General features: G+C 60.3%; 12 protein-coding genes. 6 read left to right on the top strand and 6 right to left on the bottom strand.

From position 1 onward, the window contains the following. The first annotated feature begins 3 nt into the window (after positions 1-3). The gene (locus AC1D2Q_RS28705; protein ID WP_477815425.1) at positions 4-225 is read left to right on the top strand and encodes a cbb3-type cytochrome c oxidase subunit 3; all 222 of its coding nucleotides are present in this window, start codon (positions 4-6) and stop codon (positions 223-225) included. 58 nt (positions 226-283) lie between these two features. Here the strand turns inward: AC1D2Q_RS28705 and AC1D2Q_RS28700 are convergent, their stop codons facing one another. Both AC1D2Q_RS28700 and AC1D2Q_RS28695 read right to left on the bottom strand, forming a co-directional pair. Next, positions 284-778: a hypothetical protein gene (locus AC1D2Q_RS28700; RefSeq protein WP_477815424.1), complete on the bottom strand. Its 495-nt coding sequence runs from the start codon at positions 776-778 to the stop codon at positions 284-286. A gap of 70 nt (positions 779-848) precedes the next feature. Further along, complete coding sequence (locus AC1D2Q_RS28695) at positions 849-1,625, bottom strand: helix-turn-helix domain-containing protein (protein WP_477815423.1); 777 nt, start codon at positions 1,623-1,625, stop codon at positions 849-851. A 77-nt stretch (positions 1,626-1,702) separates the two neighbouring features. On the opposite strand from AC1D2Q_RS28695, the gene AC1D2Q_RS28690 reads away from it, so the two are divergent. After that, a complete protein-coding gene (locus AC1D2Q_RS28690; protein WP_477815422.1) occupies positions 1,703-2,395 on the top strand; it encodes an aspartate/glutamate racemase family protein in 693 nt (230 codons plus the stop codon). 1 nt (position 2,396) lies between these two features. Here AC1D2Q_RS28690 and AC1D2Q_RS28685 read toward each other — a convergent pair whose 3' ends face one another. From AC1D2Q_RS28685 to AC1D2Q_RS28675, 3 genes are all read right to left on the bottom strand, one after another. Further along, complete coding sequence (locus AC1D2Q_RS28685; protein WP_018926154.1) at positions 2,397-2,915, bottom strand: GNAT family N-acetyltransferase; 519 nt, start codon at positions 2,913-2,915, stop codon at positions 2,397-2,399. 90 nt (positions 2,916-3,005) lie between these two features. Next, positions 3,006-3,983, bottom strand: coding sequence for a LysR family transcriptional regulator (locus AC1D2Q_RS28680; protein ID WP_477815421.1), 978 nt, complete (start codon positions 3,981-3,983; stop codon positions 3,006-3,008). A gap of 115 nt (positions 3,984-4,098) precedes the next feature. Then, positions 4,099-4,539 carry a carboxymuconolactone decarboxylase family protein gene (locus AC1D2Q_RS28675; protein WP_477815420.1) on the bottom strand — a complete coding sequence of 147 codons (441 nt, stop codon included), beginning with the start codon at positions 4,537-4,539 and terminating at the stop codon, positions 4,099-4,101. A gap of 208 nt (positions 4,540-4,747) precedes the next feature. On the opposite strand from AC1D2Q_RS28675, the gene pdxR reads away from it, so the two are divergent. The 3 genes from pdxR (at position 4,748) to AC1D2Q_RS28660 (ending at position 7,243) form a co-directional block, all read left to right on the top strand. Then, positions 4,748-6,181 carry a MocR-like pyridoxine biosynthesis transcription factor PdxR gene (gene pdxR, locus AC1D2Q_RS28670; RefSeq protein WP_477815419.1) on the top strand — a complete coding sequence of 478 codons (1,434 nt, stop codon included), beginning with the start codon at positions 4,748-4,750 and terminating at the stop codon, positions 6,179-6,181. Positions 6,182-6,304: 123 nt separating this feature from the next. Then, positions 6,305-6,598 carry an antibiotic biosynthesis monooxygenase family protein gene (locus AC1D2Q_RS28665; RefSeq protein WP_477815418.1) on the top strand — a complete coding sequence of 98 codons (294 nt, stop codon included), beginning with the start codon at positions 6,305-6,307 and terminating at the stop codon, positions 6,596-6,598. A gap of 225 nt (positions 6,599-6,823) precedes the next feature. After that, positions 6,824-7,243 (top strand): cupin domain-containing protein, encoded by a 420-nt coding sequence (locus AC1D2Q_RS28660; RefSeq protein ID WP_477815417.1) that lies wholly within the window; start codon positions 6,824-6,826, stop codon positions 7,241-7,243. Between the two features lie 96 nt (positions 7,244-7,339). Here the strand turns inward: AC1D2Q_RS28660 and AC1D2Q_RS28655 are convergent, their stop codons facing one another. Further along, entirely contained in the window at positions 7,340-12,247 is a 4,908-nt protein-coding gene (locus AC1D2Q_RS28655; RefSeq protein WP_477815416.1) for an NAD-glutamate dehydrogenase, read from the bottom strand. Positions 12,248-12,761: 514 nt separating this feature from the next. On the opposite strand from AC1D2Q_RS28655, the gene AC1D2Q_RS28650 reads away from it, so the two are divergent. Further along, positions 12,762-13,115, top strand: a complete 354-nt coding sequence (locus tag AC1D2Q_RS28650) for a hypothetical protein (protein WP_477815415.1) — start codon at positions 12,762-12,764, stop codon at positions 13,113-13,115. Positions 13,116-13,160 lie beyond the last annotated feature (45 nt).

Genomic DNA, 13,160 nt, shown 5'->3' with positions numbered 1-13,160 from the left:
GACATGATCGAAATGGCGTTGAATCTATTCGGCGTGCTGGGGCTTTGGCTGGCGATCGAGTATTGCCTGAAACACCAGACGACCAAGAGCCTGGACGATGCCAGCCTGATTCCGTTTGCCGATGACCCCGAGGTGGCGCGGCGGGTTGAACTCGCTACCGGCAAGAAAGTGAATGCCATCGCGCCGGAGGAATTAAAGCCGGGATGGGGCAACCTCGAAATCTGATACACACGCCATCCACTGATGATCGTTCCCACGCTCTGCGTGGGAACGATCGATCGCTTCAGTTGCGCTCGCGGGGAATCAGGCTCTGCAGCTGCTGCGCCAAAAAGTTTGCATCGAAGGCAAACGTGTCCGGGTCTTTCAGGCCGTTGGTCTTGCGCCATTGCCAGGCGCTGGACGGTGGCAGGCACACCAGCGAAATACTGCCATAGCGCGCCGCGGTCAACCCCATCACGGCAAGGGAAATCTGCCCACCAACGCCCATCACGTCCGGCACAAACTCCACCGGTTTGCCGGCGATAACGACGCTCAGTTTCTCGGTCTTGAACGTCGACGTCTCCACCGGCACGCTCGGTCCGGATGCGATATACGCCTCGCGGCTCACTTCCAGCAGATTCGGCGCCAGGACCGGTGCCAGCCACTGCTGGATCTGATCGAACAACTCCCCGATGCGCGTCGCCCACACGGCCGATTGCGCCTCAAACAGTTGCTTCTTGTGCGCTTCGCTTTCTGCGTAGTGGCGAAGCATCTCGCCCAGTTGTTGTACGTCGTCCATTGCGGTGTTCCTTTGGTTGAAGCGGTGCTGCGGACTTTGAGCATGGCAGATGCGCGCTGCCGGCGTACGACTAAAAGCGCGAGCGGTACTGGCTGGGGGTCATGGCCAGGTATTTGCGAAAGGCACTGCCCATGTGGGACTGATGGGCGAAGCCGACATCCAGAGCGATGCTGGCCAAGGGCAGAGCCGTGCGCTCGATCAGCCTGCGTGCGGCCTGAAGCCGCACTTCAATGAGGTAGGCGTGAGGCGTCAGGCCAATAGCCTGGGTGAAATCGCGCAGAAAGCGCAGTTCGTTGTGCCCATAGGTGGCAGCCAATTGTTCCAGCGTGAGGGGGTGCTGGAACTGCTCGGCGATCTGTTCCATGACTCGGGCAAAGGCCTTGGGCGTGGCACGCTGCGTTGTATCGGTTATCGAACCCGCGACGCCAACCAGCGCCACGGCACATTGCTCAAGCGCCAGCAGGTCGGGCTGCGTGGCGAGCAACTGACGCCGCATATCTCGCGCCAGGGTCAGCGCACGCCGATTGCCGCAAGATTGCATGCGGTGAGTGGCGGCCGGTAACAGTTCGCTGGCAAACGGCTCATCCAGCCGCATCAGCAGATACTCGCCACCGGTGGCCGATTCAGAAAACACCTCCACGCCGACCGGCGTGTACGCCAATACGCCCGGCCAGGTATCGAAATCCGTCCGCCGGTCAGAATCGATCGCGTGCACGCCCTGCTGACGTTCCAGCGTCACCCCGAGGGTTTGCGACTGCGCCGGATCCCGCGCGCTGTATGGCGCACGGGGCAAGAGTTGCAGGCAGAGTCTGCCGCCCAACAGGTTCTCGCTCAGCACACCGGGCATGTGAAATTTCCTGATAGATCGGAACAAGGATCCACTGGACACTCTCCCCAAGGGTTTGCCATTCACAGGAGCACGACATGCGCACCATCGGCCTTATCGGCGGCATGAGCTGGGAGTCCAGCGCCGAGTATTACCGTCTTATCAACCAGCAGGTACGCGACCGTCTCGGGCCGTTGCGCTCGGCGAAATTGCTAATGTACAGCGTCGACTTCGGCCCTGTCGAACAGGCCCAGCATGCCGGGCGCTGGGACGATGCGGCGGCGATTCTGGTGGATGCTGCCCGGCGCCTGGAGGCTGGCGGCGCTGACTGCGTGGTGCTGTGTACTAACACCATGCACAAGGTGGCCGGGCAGATTCAGGCGGCGATCGATATTCCGTTCCTGCACATTGCCGACCCTGCCGCTCAGGCGGCGCTGGATTCCGGCGCGCTGCGGGTGGGCCTGCTCGGTACTGCATTCACCATGGAGCAGGACTTTCTCAAGGCACGTCTGACGGCCAAGGGCCTGACGGTGCTGGTGCCGGAGGCTGAAGAACGTCAGGCGGTACACCGGATCATCTATGACGAGTTGTGCGTCGGGGTAATCAGCGAGGCGTCGCGCCAAGCCAATCAACGGGTGATCGAAGCGCTGACCGAACGCGGCGCCCAGGCGATCATCCTCGGCTGCACCGAAATCGGCCTGCTGATCAAACCCGAGCACAGCGCCCTGCCCTTGTTCGACACCACCGAACTGCATGCGCAGGCGGCGGTGGCGTTTGCATTGGGCGACTGACTCAACCTTCCTTGGGCGTGCGACGCAAGCGCGCCATGCTCAGGGTATCGACCAAGCGACCGTCACGCACGGCATAGTCGCGGAACAGGCCTTCGGTCTCGAAGCCGAATTTTCGGTACAGGCCGATGGCCGCTTCGTTGTCGGCGTACACCGAGAGCTCGACCCGTTGCAGGTTCATCCAGTTGTCGGCGACGTCGAGCGCCGCCGCCAGCAGTTTCGAACCGACACCCTTGCCTTGCCAAGCCACGGCGACACCCATGCCGAAGCTGCCGGCGTGGCTGCGGCGAACTCGCGAAAACTGTTCCAGACCGATGTTGCCGATGACCGTTCCCTGGTGCAGCGCCACCAGTTTCACCGCCCGTTCGTTGTCCGCCATCAGGCGTTGGCGCCAGACCTCGGTGGACTGAAACGGCATTTGCAGCACCTGACGGGCCACAGCCGGGTCGTTGTAGAGGGCGGTGACGCCCTCGATGTGGGATTCGTTGAAGCGTTCGAGGGTAATGACGGAGTCGGCGGGCATGAATGTTTCGTCCTTGATGCGTACATGGCCGCTTACTCTATAACGGTGCAAACCTTTGTGGCGAGGGGGCTTGTCGGAAGATCAGTCGAGCTACTCGAACCACTCCCGCCGCTCGTTGAAGGTGTTGCGGATCAGCTCGACGATTCCCTGCACCTCGGCCTCATTTCGGGAGTCGGCATTGACCGCCATCCACACCTGGCGCAGCATCGGTTGGTTGAACAGCCCGGGCAACGCCTGCAGCCCTCGATCGAATCGGCTCATGTAGTGCGGCAGCAATCCGATGCAGGCGCTGCAACGGATCATCTCCAGCATCAACCCATAGGAATGCAACTGCACCATCCCCGCCAGACGCTGCTCCACCAGACGGTTCCACGGCCCAAAGGTCTCGACCTGGCGGTCATGCTGCCATTGCACCAGCATGAAGTCGGCCAGATCACCCAGGCTGTCCGGGCGGGCCGCGACTCGTGAATAGCGCTTGGCGATGTGCGGCAGATAGTCCAGCCGTGCCAGACTCTGGGGTTCGCTGATGGCGAAACTGGGGCCTGGCAACGGCGAATCGGGGCCCGCCAGCCACACCACCACATCGGCACTGACGGCTTGCAGGGACAGTTCGCTGTCCAGAGAAATGATGTCCAAACGCACGCTGGCGTTGCGCCGCAACAACGAAACCAAGTCGCGTCCGAGGATGTCGTGGAGGATCGACTCGGCCACGGCCAGGCGCACCAATGGCCGTTCGATCACCGGCAGGTTGCGGTCGTGGGCTAATGCAAGCAACTGCGCCTGAAGCTGCAACCCGTCACGACTGAGGGCGAAGCCATTGCCCGAATGGCAGAACAGCGAACGCTGCAGTTGTGCTTCAAGTTGCACCAATTGTTTACGCAACTGGGTCGACTTGATGTTGAGGCTGCGGGCCGCTTGCATAAAGCAGCCACAGCGGGCGCTGACCCTGAAAGACTGCAGCAACACCGGATCGATTCCGGCTATCCGTGAGTGTAAGGCGTTGCTGTGTTCTACGGGCGAGCGGTACTCGGCCACGCCCTGACGCCCGGCGGATTCCATAAATGACATCGATGACGCCCTGTCGATCTGTCCTTGAGCGTTCATCCTGCTGATCGTTCATGAAACTGATGTGACAGCCGGAAAAAAACCGGATCAACGTCTAATGCCTGTAGGCACGCTTGAATCAGCCGGCGGGCGTTTGCCGAAAACTCACCGCCAGGCGATTCCAGCTGTTGATGGTACTGACAGCCATCGTCAGATCGACCAGCTCGCCTTCGCTGAACTGCTCCCGGGCCGCTGCGTAAACGTCATCGGGCACATGGCTTTGCGCGAGCAGGGTCACCGCTTCGGTCCAGGCCAGGGCCGCCCGCTCCCGAGGGCTGAAAAAGCCGCTGTCGCGCCAGACCACGATCGCATACAGCCGCCGATCGGTCTCGCCGATACGACGTGCGTCCACCGAGTGCATGTCAGTGCAAAAGGCGCAGCCATTGAGCTGCGAGGCGCGGATCTTGATCAGGTTCAGCAACGCCGGTTCGATGCTCAGGTCGCGGGTCAAGGCCTCCATGGCGATCATGGCTTTCATCGCCTTGGGCGATGCGCTGTAGTAATCCAGGCGAACGGTCATGGCGGAGGCCTCGTGGCGCGAATCGGTATCTCCACGTTAGGCGCTGATGCACGAGCGTTACAGAGCCAATTCAGCGAAAAAGCCATGGACCACCCGACAGAAGACCAATTGCCGGTTTTTCGCCCACACAACTTCTGTGCAGTCACTCATGCAGGTAATCTGGCGCGACGCACAGTCGCCTCACAATCGCCCCAGGAGCCCCGCAGGTATGGAACTTCACGTTGTCATCAACGGCCGCAAGGATCTGGCAGGCCAGCTGTACCGGCAACTGCGCAGCGCCATCGAATCCGGGCGCCTGGCAGCCGGCACGCAGCTGCCGCCCAGTCGTTTGCTGGCCGAACAACTGGGGATTTCGCGCAAGACCATTTCCGACACCTATGCGCAACTGACCTACGAAAACTTCCTCACCGGGGTGATCGGCAAAGGCACCTACGTCAATGCCCGGGCGGCAAAAGTCGTCCGTAAACAGAGCCATTTGGAACTGGCCAGCTTCGAGGTCATCGAGCGCTGGCGCAAGCTGCCGACGTTCTTGCGCCACCCGACGCTGGAAGGTTCGCTGCGCTACGATTTCATCGGTGGCGCCACCAGCAAGGGCCAGTTCCCGCAGGACGACTGGCGCCGTTGCACCTCCCATGCCTTGCGCCAGATCGCCGGTGCCAAGGGTTTCTATAGCCTGCCCGAAGGCCTGCCGGCGTTGCGCAATGCGATTGCACGGCATATCGCATTTTCCCGCGGGGTCAATTGTCAGGACGAAGACGTGGTGGTGTGCAACGGTGCACAGCAGGCGCTGGACCTGATTTCCCGGGTACTGAACCAACCCGGCAGCCTCGTGGCCATGGAAGACCCCGGTTACCCGCCGGCGCGCCTGTTGTTCGGGACTCATGGCGCAACGGTGATCGGCGTGCCGGTCGATGCGCAAGGCATCCAGGTCGAGCACATTCCCGACGGCACGCGGCTGATTTATGTCACCCCCTCGCACCAGTTCCCCTTGGGCATGCCCATGAGCCACGAGCGTCGGCTGGCGTTGCTGGAACGGGCCCACGAACTGGGGGCGATCATCATCGAGGACGATTACGACAGCGAGTTCCGCTATGAAGGCCGGCCCACTGACTCGCTGCAAAGCCTGGATGAACGCGGCATCGTTGCCTACGTCGGCACCTTCTCGAAGACCCTGTTGCCGGAGTTGCGGCTGGGGTATGCGATTTTGCCACCGGCGATTCTCGAAGCGGTGATCAGCGCCAAGCAGCTCACCGACCGGCACACCTCCACCCTGCCCCAATGGGCGCTGGCCAAGTTCATCGCCGAAGGCTGCCTGCTCAAGCATATCCGGCGCTGCCATACGATTTACGCCGGGCGCCGTGAACGGATCCTGGCGCGGATGGCGGGCGACCTTTCGCCGTGGTTTGAACCAGTGCCAACCACGGCCGGGTTTCACATGGCGGTGCTGTGCAAGGTGCCGATCGATATTCCATTGGTGATCGAATTGGCCAAAAAAGTCGAAGTGGGGCTCTATGCCCTGGACGACTTTTTTTACCAGCAAGCGCCACGGGCCGGGCTTTTCCTGGGATTCGGGGCGATCGAAACCCTGGACATCGACATCGCCCTGGACCGTTTGCGGGACATCTTGCAGCAGGTTGGTTGAGGGATTGGTCTGCGGTTTTATCCGGTGATTGGCTATTGGCGACCCAGGGGGGCAGGCCTATCCTGAATGGGCGTTATCCCTCAATGAGCAGGATTCGTCCGGCCTGATTCAGGAGTGTGAGTAATGTCCAACCAAGTGTTCAACACCGTAAAGATACGGGCTGCCGCCGGTCGCTCGGACGAACTGGGCAAACAACTGCAAAAGATTGTCGACACCCTGCGCGAACTTCCGGGCTGTGACGCCTATATGGTCGACCGCTGCCCCGAGGACGACACCCGCTGGACGGTGAGCGCCCACTGGCAATCGGAAGCGGCCATGCAAGCGCATTTCAACTGCCCCGAAGTGCAAGGTTTTATCGGCCTGATCGACAGCCGACTGGCCAATGCCGTCGACTTCAACAGCTTTCCTATCGTTTAAAAACAAGATCAAAAGATCGCAGCGTTCCGCAGCTCCTACATTGGATCGTGTACACCCGTGAAACATCGGGCGGACGCAAACTCTGCAGGAGCTGCCGAAGGCTGCGATCTTTTGATCTTGCTGTTCTTGAATGGTCCCCTCACCTTCCGGAAAATTGGCCGTTTGATTACCCGATAGCGCGGCTTACTGTGGTTCCTGACGACTCAACACCACAGGTAATCAACCATGAATGCACTTCGTTTTTTTGCCGCCTCTCTCACCGCCCTGGCCCTGAGCGTTTCAGCCTCGGCATTCGCCGACAAAACCGCCGTCCCTTCGGAAAACGTCACCATCCTGCAAGACCAGATGCTGAAAAACGCACCCGGCAAAAAAGCCTTGATGATCGAAGTCGATTACCAGCCGGGCCAATCTTCCATTGCCCATAAACACCAGGGTACGGCCATGGCCTACGTGCTGTCGGGGGAGATCACTTCTCAAGTCAAAGGCGAAAAAGCGACCACCTACAAGGCTGGCGAATTCTGGTATGAGCCGGCCGGTTCGGAACATCTGGTCTCGAAAAATGCCAGTGCCACCCAACCCGCCAAGCTGTTGGTGTTCATGGTGTTGGCCCCGGATGAGAAAGTGTTGATTCCTTTGCAGAACTGATCGCTGAGGCGAAGGCCCGACCAGCCCCCCAAAAAACCGTCAGGCAAAAAAAAGCCCCGTCTCTCTCGAGACGGGGCTTTTTCATTCAACGCTCAATCAGGCAGCCGGTTCCAGCTCGGCACCCGCAGTGGCGGTGATAACGGCAGGTACTACCGTTTGACCGCTCAACGCGACATCCAGCAATTCACGGTTGGCCACCGCGTACATGGCGTAATCAGTGCCACTGGCGGCACGGATTTCCACCAGCATGGCGCGCCAGCGTTCGATCATGCCTTCGTTCTGCTCCATCCACAGCTCCAGGCGTGTTTCCACGTCCTGGGTGCCGTCGCCCTGTTGCAGGACCGAGATGGTGATCGCACGTTGTTGCCAGTCGACGTCATCGCGGAACGCTTCACGGGCCAGGGCTTGCCAGTTGTTTTCAACCGGCAGGGCGCTGATCTGTTGCAGGTACCAGGTGATGTCCAGCGCACTGCCCACGGCGAAGTAGGCCTTGGCCACATCTGCTGGATCCTGGCCGGTTACGTCGGAGGCTTCGATGATCGGCAGCAGGGTGTACAGGTGCGTGGTGCCAGCCACCATGCGTGCCAGCAACTCCGGCACACCGGCTTCGACGTACGCCTGATAGCGAGCCTGCCAGGTGTCGCGAATCTCGCCACTGAGCAGTTCGTCAAGCTTGAGGCCCAACTCCTTCAGGTGCGGACCGAAATGCGCGACATCACGGGCGGCGTTCTGCTCGTTGCGGCGAGCACGCAGGAACCAGCGCGTAGCGCGACGGCCCAGACGCATCAGCTCGTCCATCAGCTCCAGTTGTACGTCGGCCGACACCTGGTAATCCAGGGATTCGATCTGACGGAACCAGTGCGGGAGATGGAAAATGTCACGCACGATCACGTAAGCACCGGCCACGTTCGCCGGGCTCATGCCGGTCGACTCTTTGAGCCGTTGAACGAAAGTGATGCCCATGTGGTTGACCAGATCGTTGGCAATCTGGGTGCTGACGATTTCGCGCTTCAGACGGTGACGGCGCATGGCGGCAGAGAACTTGCTGACCAGCGTCGGCGGGAAAGCGGTTTCCATGTCGCGGGTCAGGTAGTCGTCGTCCGGCACCAGGGAGTTGAGCAACTGCTCCTTGAGGTCGATCTTGCTGTAGGAGATCAGCACCGACAGCTCGGCACGGGTCAGGCCATGGCCTGCCGCGACGCGCTCGTTGATCGCGTCTTCCGACGGCAGGAACTCGATGGCGCGATCCAGCTTGCCACGGGCTTCCAGATCGTTCATCAGGCGCTTGTATTCAGCGATCCGTGGCAACGCGCGACGGGCCGCCAGCGACAATGCCTGGGTCTGCTTGTAGTTGTTGCCCAACACCAGGCCACCGACTTCGTCGGTCATGCTCGCCAGCAACTGGTTACGTTGCTTGTCGGTCATGTCGCCGGCCTGAACCACTTCGTTCAGCAGGATCTTGATGTTCACTTCGTGGTCGGAGCAGTCCACGCCACCGGCGTTATCGATGAAGTCGGTGTTGGAACCGCCGCCATTGAGGCCGAACTCGACGCGACCCAGCTGGGTCATACCGAGGTTACCGCCCTCGCCCACAACCTTGCAGCGCAGTTCATTACCGTTCACGCGCAGTGCATCGTTGGCCTTGTCGCCGACATCGGCGTGGCTTTCGCTGCTGGCTTTGACGTACGTACCGATACCGCCGTTCCACAACAGGTCCACCGGTGCCTTGAGCAAGGCGTTGAGCAGTTCGGTCGGGGTCAGCTTGTCGGCCTGAATGTCGAAGCGCTCTTTCATCTGCTCGGAGATGGCAATGCTCTTCGCGCTACGGGAGAAGATACCGCCGCCTTCGGACATGATGCTGGTGTCGTAATCCGACCAGGCCGAACGCGGCAGGTCGAACAGGCGCTGACGCTCGGCGAAGCTGCTGGCAGGCTCCGGGTTCGGGTCGATGAAGATGTGCAGGTGGTTGAAGGCTGCGACCAGTTGCAGCTTGTCGGACATCAGCAAGCCGTTACCGAACACGTCACCGGCCATGTCGCCGACGCCTACCACGGTGATGCTGTCTTCCTGGACGTTGATACCGCGTTCGCGGAAGTGGCGTTGTACGCCGACCCACGCGCCCTTGGCGGTGATACCCATTTTCTTGTGGTCGTAACCGGCGGAACCGCCAGATGCGAACGCGTCGCCGAGCCAGAAGCCGTAGTCGATGGCGATACCGTTGGCGATGTCGGAGAAGGTCGCAGTGCCCTTGTCCGCCGCCACCACCAGGTACGGGTCATCGTCGTCATGGCGCACGACGTTGGCCGGCGGTACCAGCGCACCGTCTTTCAGGTTGTCGGTGATGTCCAACAGGCCCGAAATGAAGATGCGGTAGCAGGCGATGCCCTCGGCCGCGATCTCGTCACGGCTGCCGCCCAGTGGCAGGCGACGCGGCAGGAAGCCACCCTTCGCCCCCACCGGCACGATGACCGAGTTCTTCACTTGCTGGGCTTTTACCAGGCCCAGGACTTCGGTGCGGAAGTCTTCTTCACGGTCGGACCAGCGCAGACCGCCGCGAGCCACGTTGCCGAAGCGCAGGTGCACGCCTTCGACGCGCGGCGAGTAAACGAAGATTTCAAACTTCGGAACCGGCTTCGGCAGCTCTGGAATCTGGTGCGGGTTGAACTTGAAGCTGAAGTAGGACTTGTTCTGACCGTGAGCATCGGTCTGATAGAAGTTGGTCCGCAGGGTCGCCTTGATCAGGTCCAGGTAACGACGCAGGATGCGGTCTTCGTTGAGCACCTGAACATCGTCCAGTGCGCTCAGAATCGCGTGTTCCAGGCGTTGTTGCTTGTCTTCCAGATCGTCACTGGCCAGCTTGCGCGCCAGGTAGAAACGGGTTTTGAACAACCGGGTCAACTCGCGAGCGATGTCGGTGTGGTTGTTCAGGGTGCTGGCGATGTAACCCAGGTCAAAGCCCAGACGGATCTGCTTCATGTAACGGGCATAGGCGCGCAGCAGCGCCACGTCGCGCCATGGCAGGCCGGCGGTCAGCACCAGACGGTTGAACGCATCGTTCTCGGCATCGCCACGCACGATGTGGACGAAAGCGTCCTGCAAGGTGTCGTTGAGTTGCTGGATGTCGAGTTCCAGGCCTTCGGCAGCCGTGAACGCAAAGTCGTGAATCCAGAACTCGCGACCGCTGTTGTGGCGCAGGCGATACGGGAATTCACCCAGTACGCGCAGGCCGAGGTTTTCCAGGATCGGCAACACATCGGACAACGCCAGCGGCGTGTCGGCGTGATACAGCTTGCAGTGCAGCTCACGTTGGCCCGATACCTGACCCAGCGGCTGATAGAAGCTCATCACCAGCGGATTCTTTTCGCTCAGGCTCAGCAGGTGCTGCATGTCGACCACAGCCGAGTGGGCGGCGAAACGCTCGCGGTAACCGGCCGGGAAGCCTTTCGGGAAGTCGGCCAGCACGTTGGTGCCCTGGGCTTCGCCGAAGCTCTCGACCACCAGGCTGGCGTAGTCGTCCTGCCAGCTGCGGCAGGCCTGCACCACTTCTTTTTCCAGCAGAACCGGGTCGATGTCCAGACGGTTCTTCGGGTCGACCCGCAGAATCAGCTGCACACGGGCCAGCACGGATTCGGAGAAGAAGGTCCAGAACTCGCAGTCAGAGGCTTTCAGACGATCCATCAGCACCTGCTGAATCTTCTGGCGCACTTCGGTGGAGTAGATGTCACGCGGCACATAGGCCAGGCAGTAGCAGAAACGGCCGTACGGGTCTTTGCGCAGGAATACGCGGATCTTGTTGCGTTCCTGGATCTGCACGATCGACATCACGGTGGCGAACAACTCATCCACCGGCGTCTGGAACAGGTCATCGCGAGGCAACACTTCAAGTACCTGGGCCAGTTCCTTGCCCAAGTGAGCCTTGGCCTGGAAGCCCGAGCGCTGCTCGATGATCTCGACCTTGCGACGGATGTAAGGAATGACCCGCACGCTTTCGCCATACACCGACGAGGTGTACAGGCCCATGAAGCGGCATTCCTTGATGACCTTGCCGTTGGCATCGATCTGGCGGATCGACACGTAGTCCGGGTAGGCCGGACGGTGCACACGGCTTGGGTGTGCCGCCTTGGCGAACGACAGCGGCGTCGGTTCACGCAGGTAGTTGACGGCGTAGTCTTCGATGCGCAGGTCATCGACGGTCAGGCCGGCGCGCAGCAGTTTGGTCAGGCCGAGGAACGAGTTCTGGTCATAGACGATGTGACCGCCGTTCTGATCCTCGCCCACCACGAACTCTTCGTAGCCCAGGAAGGTGAAGTGGTTGCCCACCAGCCATTCCAGGAAGCTCTTGATTTCGGATTTTTCTTCGGCGTCGATAGCGAACTGGCTATTGTCGACGCCTTCGATCAGCTCCTGGACCTTGGCTTTCATCGGTTCGAAATCGGCGACCGCAACGCGGACTTCACCGAGAACCTGTTCCAGCTCTTTGGTCAGGACATTCAATTCGGCCGTGTTGGCGCAACGGTCGATTTCCAGGTACATCAGCGATTCTTGCAGAATGCCTTCACCCTGGGTGCCTTTCGGCAGGATTTCCAGTAGCTCGCCCTTGCTGCCGCGACGCACGCTCAGCACAGTGGTTTGCAGGGTATGAATGCTGTAGCCGCGACGGTTCAGCTCGGTACGCACCGAATCCACCAGGAATGGCAGATCGTGGTGCAGCACTTCGACCGCGGTGTGGGTCGACTGCCAGCCGTGGCGTTCGTAATCGGGGTTGTAGACACGCACTTGCGATTGAGCGTGATCAAAGCGCTCAAGCAGGCGCCATGCAGAAAGGGTGCAACCGGCGAGATCGGACAACCGACGTTGGGTCAGCTCGTCGAGGGAAATGATGCCGAAAAATTGTTCGGCGAACAGCGCCACTTGTGGCAGTGCCTGTTCACTGATGTGCTGCGCCAGTGCCGCTTGCAGTTGGTGCTGGAAGTCGGCTTTGCTGGCTGCGGTGAAGAACGCCATCTGTGGTACTCCGCTTGGGCTTGTTATTGATGGAAGCGTCGCGTGCAAACCCCTTTCGGGGTATTCCGTCACCCTGTTCCTGATTCTCGGGCAGAGGAAACAGGACGACAGTTGGGTGAAGCTGGACGAGACACTCAGGTCACATTCACCTTCCATTGAATGGGCATCTGCAAAAACGACTGGCGGGGCTACCATTGAGCCATCGACAATGCCTTTACGGGTGCTCATCCGTTGCGCAGCTTAACCAGTGCGGCAAGGGCCGTGCTTGCAGCGCTGCGACATATTCGGTCATCGGCACGTAACTCGCGGCATGTGCCTCGAACAACACTAGCAGCCGTGCAGAAAAATGGGCGTTTTATGCCCGGATTTACGGCACCCTCGTACCAGAAATGACTCGAGATGCATCGGATGTTCACGACGCATCCTCTGACACTCAGCCAAGCAGAAATTCCCGAGGGCTGGCAGAATTGCCGTTTGTTGTGTTCACAACGCTCGCCGAGCCAGGATTTTCCCCATGCAAATCACAACCGACCTCTTGATCGTCAACCCGTGCGATGACGAAGAAGACAATCTGGCCATGCTCTGCTGCACCAGTGCCGAGGGCGAAATGTTCCTGATGAGCCGCTTTCCGGACGAGGACGAGCTGGAGATCATCTTCCACGACAAGCCTTCGGCCCTGGATGGCGTGAAAGTCACCCTCAGCCCTGACCGTCTGCTGATCGAAATCGCCGCCGTGGACGCCGATGCGCTGGGTGGCAATGATTCGCTGGAAATCCTGCACAGTACCGATTCCAGCGATCTGGCTGAGGTGGAAGAAACCTTGCAGAACATCCTCAAGGGGATTGGTACTTACATCAGCGAAATCTGAGGGTGGTTTAGTGATCGTTCCCACGCTCTGCGTGGGAATGCAGCC

This window comes from Pseudomonas sp. P1_A1, assembly GCF_056406935.1.
The sequence above is the reverse complement of the archived record's forward strand: the minus strand, read 5'-3'. Positions and strand labels throughout refer to the sequence as shown.

What these genes read in the sequence shown, in the direction of transcription:
- AC1D2Q_RS28660 (WP_477815417.1), top strand. Translation starts at nt 6,824, where the DNA reads ATGAATGCACTTCGTTTTTTTGCCGCCTCTCTCACCGCCCTGGCCCTG.
- AC1D2Q_RS28690 (WP_477815422.1), top strand. Translation starts at nt 1,703, where the DNA reads ATGCGCACCATCGGCCTTATCGGCGGCATGAGCTGGGAGTCCAGCGCC.
- AC1D2Q_RS28705 (WP_477815425.1), top strand. Translation starts at nt 4, where the DNA reads ATGATCGAAATGGCGTTGAATCTATTCGGCGTGCTGGGGCTTTGGCTG.
- AC1D2Q_RS28680 (WP_477815421.1), bottom strand. Translation starts at nt 3,983, where the DNA reads ATGTCATTTATGGAATCCGCCGGGCGTCAGGGCGTGGCCGAGTACCGC.
- AC1D2Q_RS28665 (WP_477815418.1), top strand. Translation starts at nt 6,305, where the DNA reads ATGTCCAACCAAGTGTTCAACACCGTAAAGATACGGGCTGCCGCCGGT.
- AC1D2Q_RS28655 (WP_477815416.1), bottom strand. Translation starts at nt 12,247, where the DNA reads ATGGCGTTCTTCACCGCAGCCAGCAAAGCCGACTTCCAGCACCAACTG.
- AC1D2Q_RS28675 (WP_477815420.1), bottom strand. Translation starts at nt 4,539, where the DNA reads ATGACCGTTCGCCTGGATTACTACAGCGCATCGCCCAAGGCGATGAAA.
- AC1D2Q_RS28650 (WP_477815415.1), top strand. Translation starts at nt 12,762, where the DNA reads ATGCAAATCACAACCGACCTCTTGATCGTCAACCCGTGCGATGACGAA.
- AC1D2Q_RS28685 (WP_018926154.1), bottom strand. Translation starts at nt 2,915, where the DNA reads ATGCCCGCCGACTCCGTCATTACCCTCGAACGCTTCAACGAATCCCAC.
- pdxR (WP_477815419.1), top strand. Translation starts at nt 4,748, where the DNA reads ATGGAACTTCACGTTGTCATCAACGGCCGCAAGGATCTGGCAGGCCAG.
- AC1D2Q_RS28700 (WP_477815424.1), bottom strand. Translation starts at nt 778, where the DNA reads ATGGACGACGTACAACAACTGGGCGAGATGCTTCGCCACTACGCAGAA.
- AC1D2Q_RS28695 (WP_477815423.1), bottom strand. Translation starts at nt 1,625, where the DNA reads ATGCCCGGTGTGCTGAGCGAGAACCTGTTGGGCGGCAGACTCTGCCTG.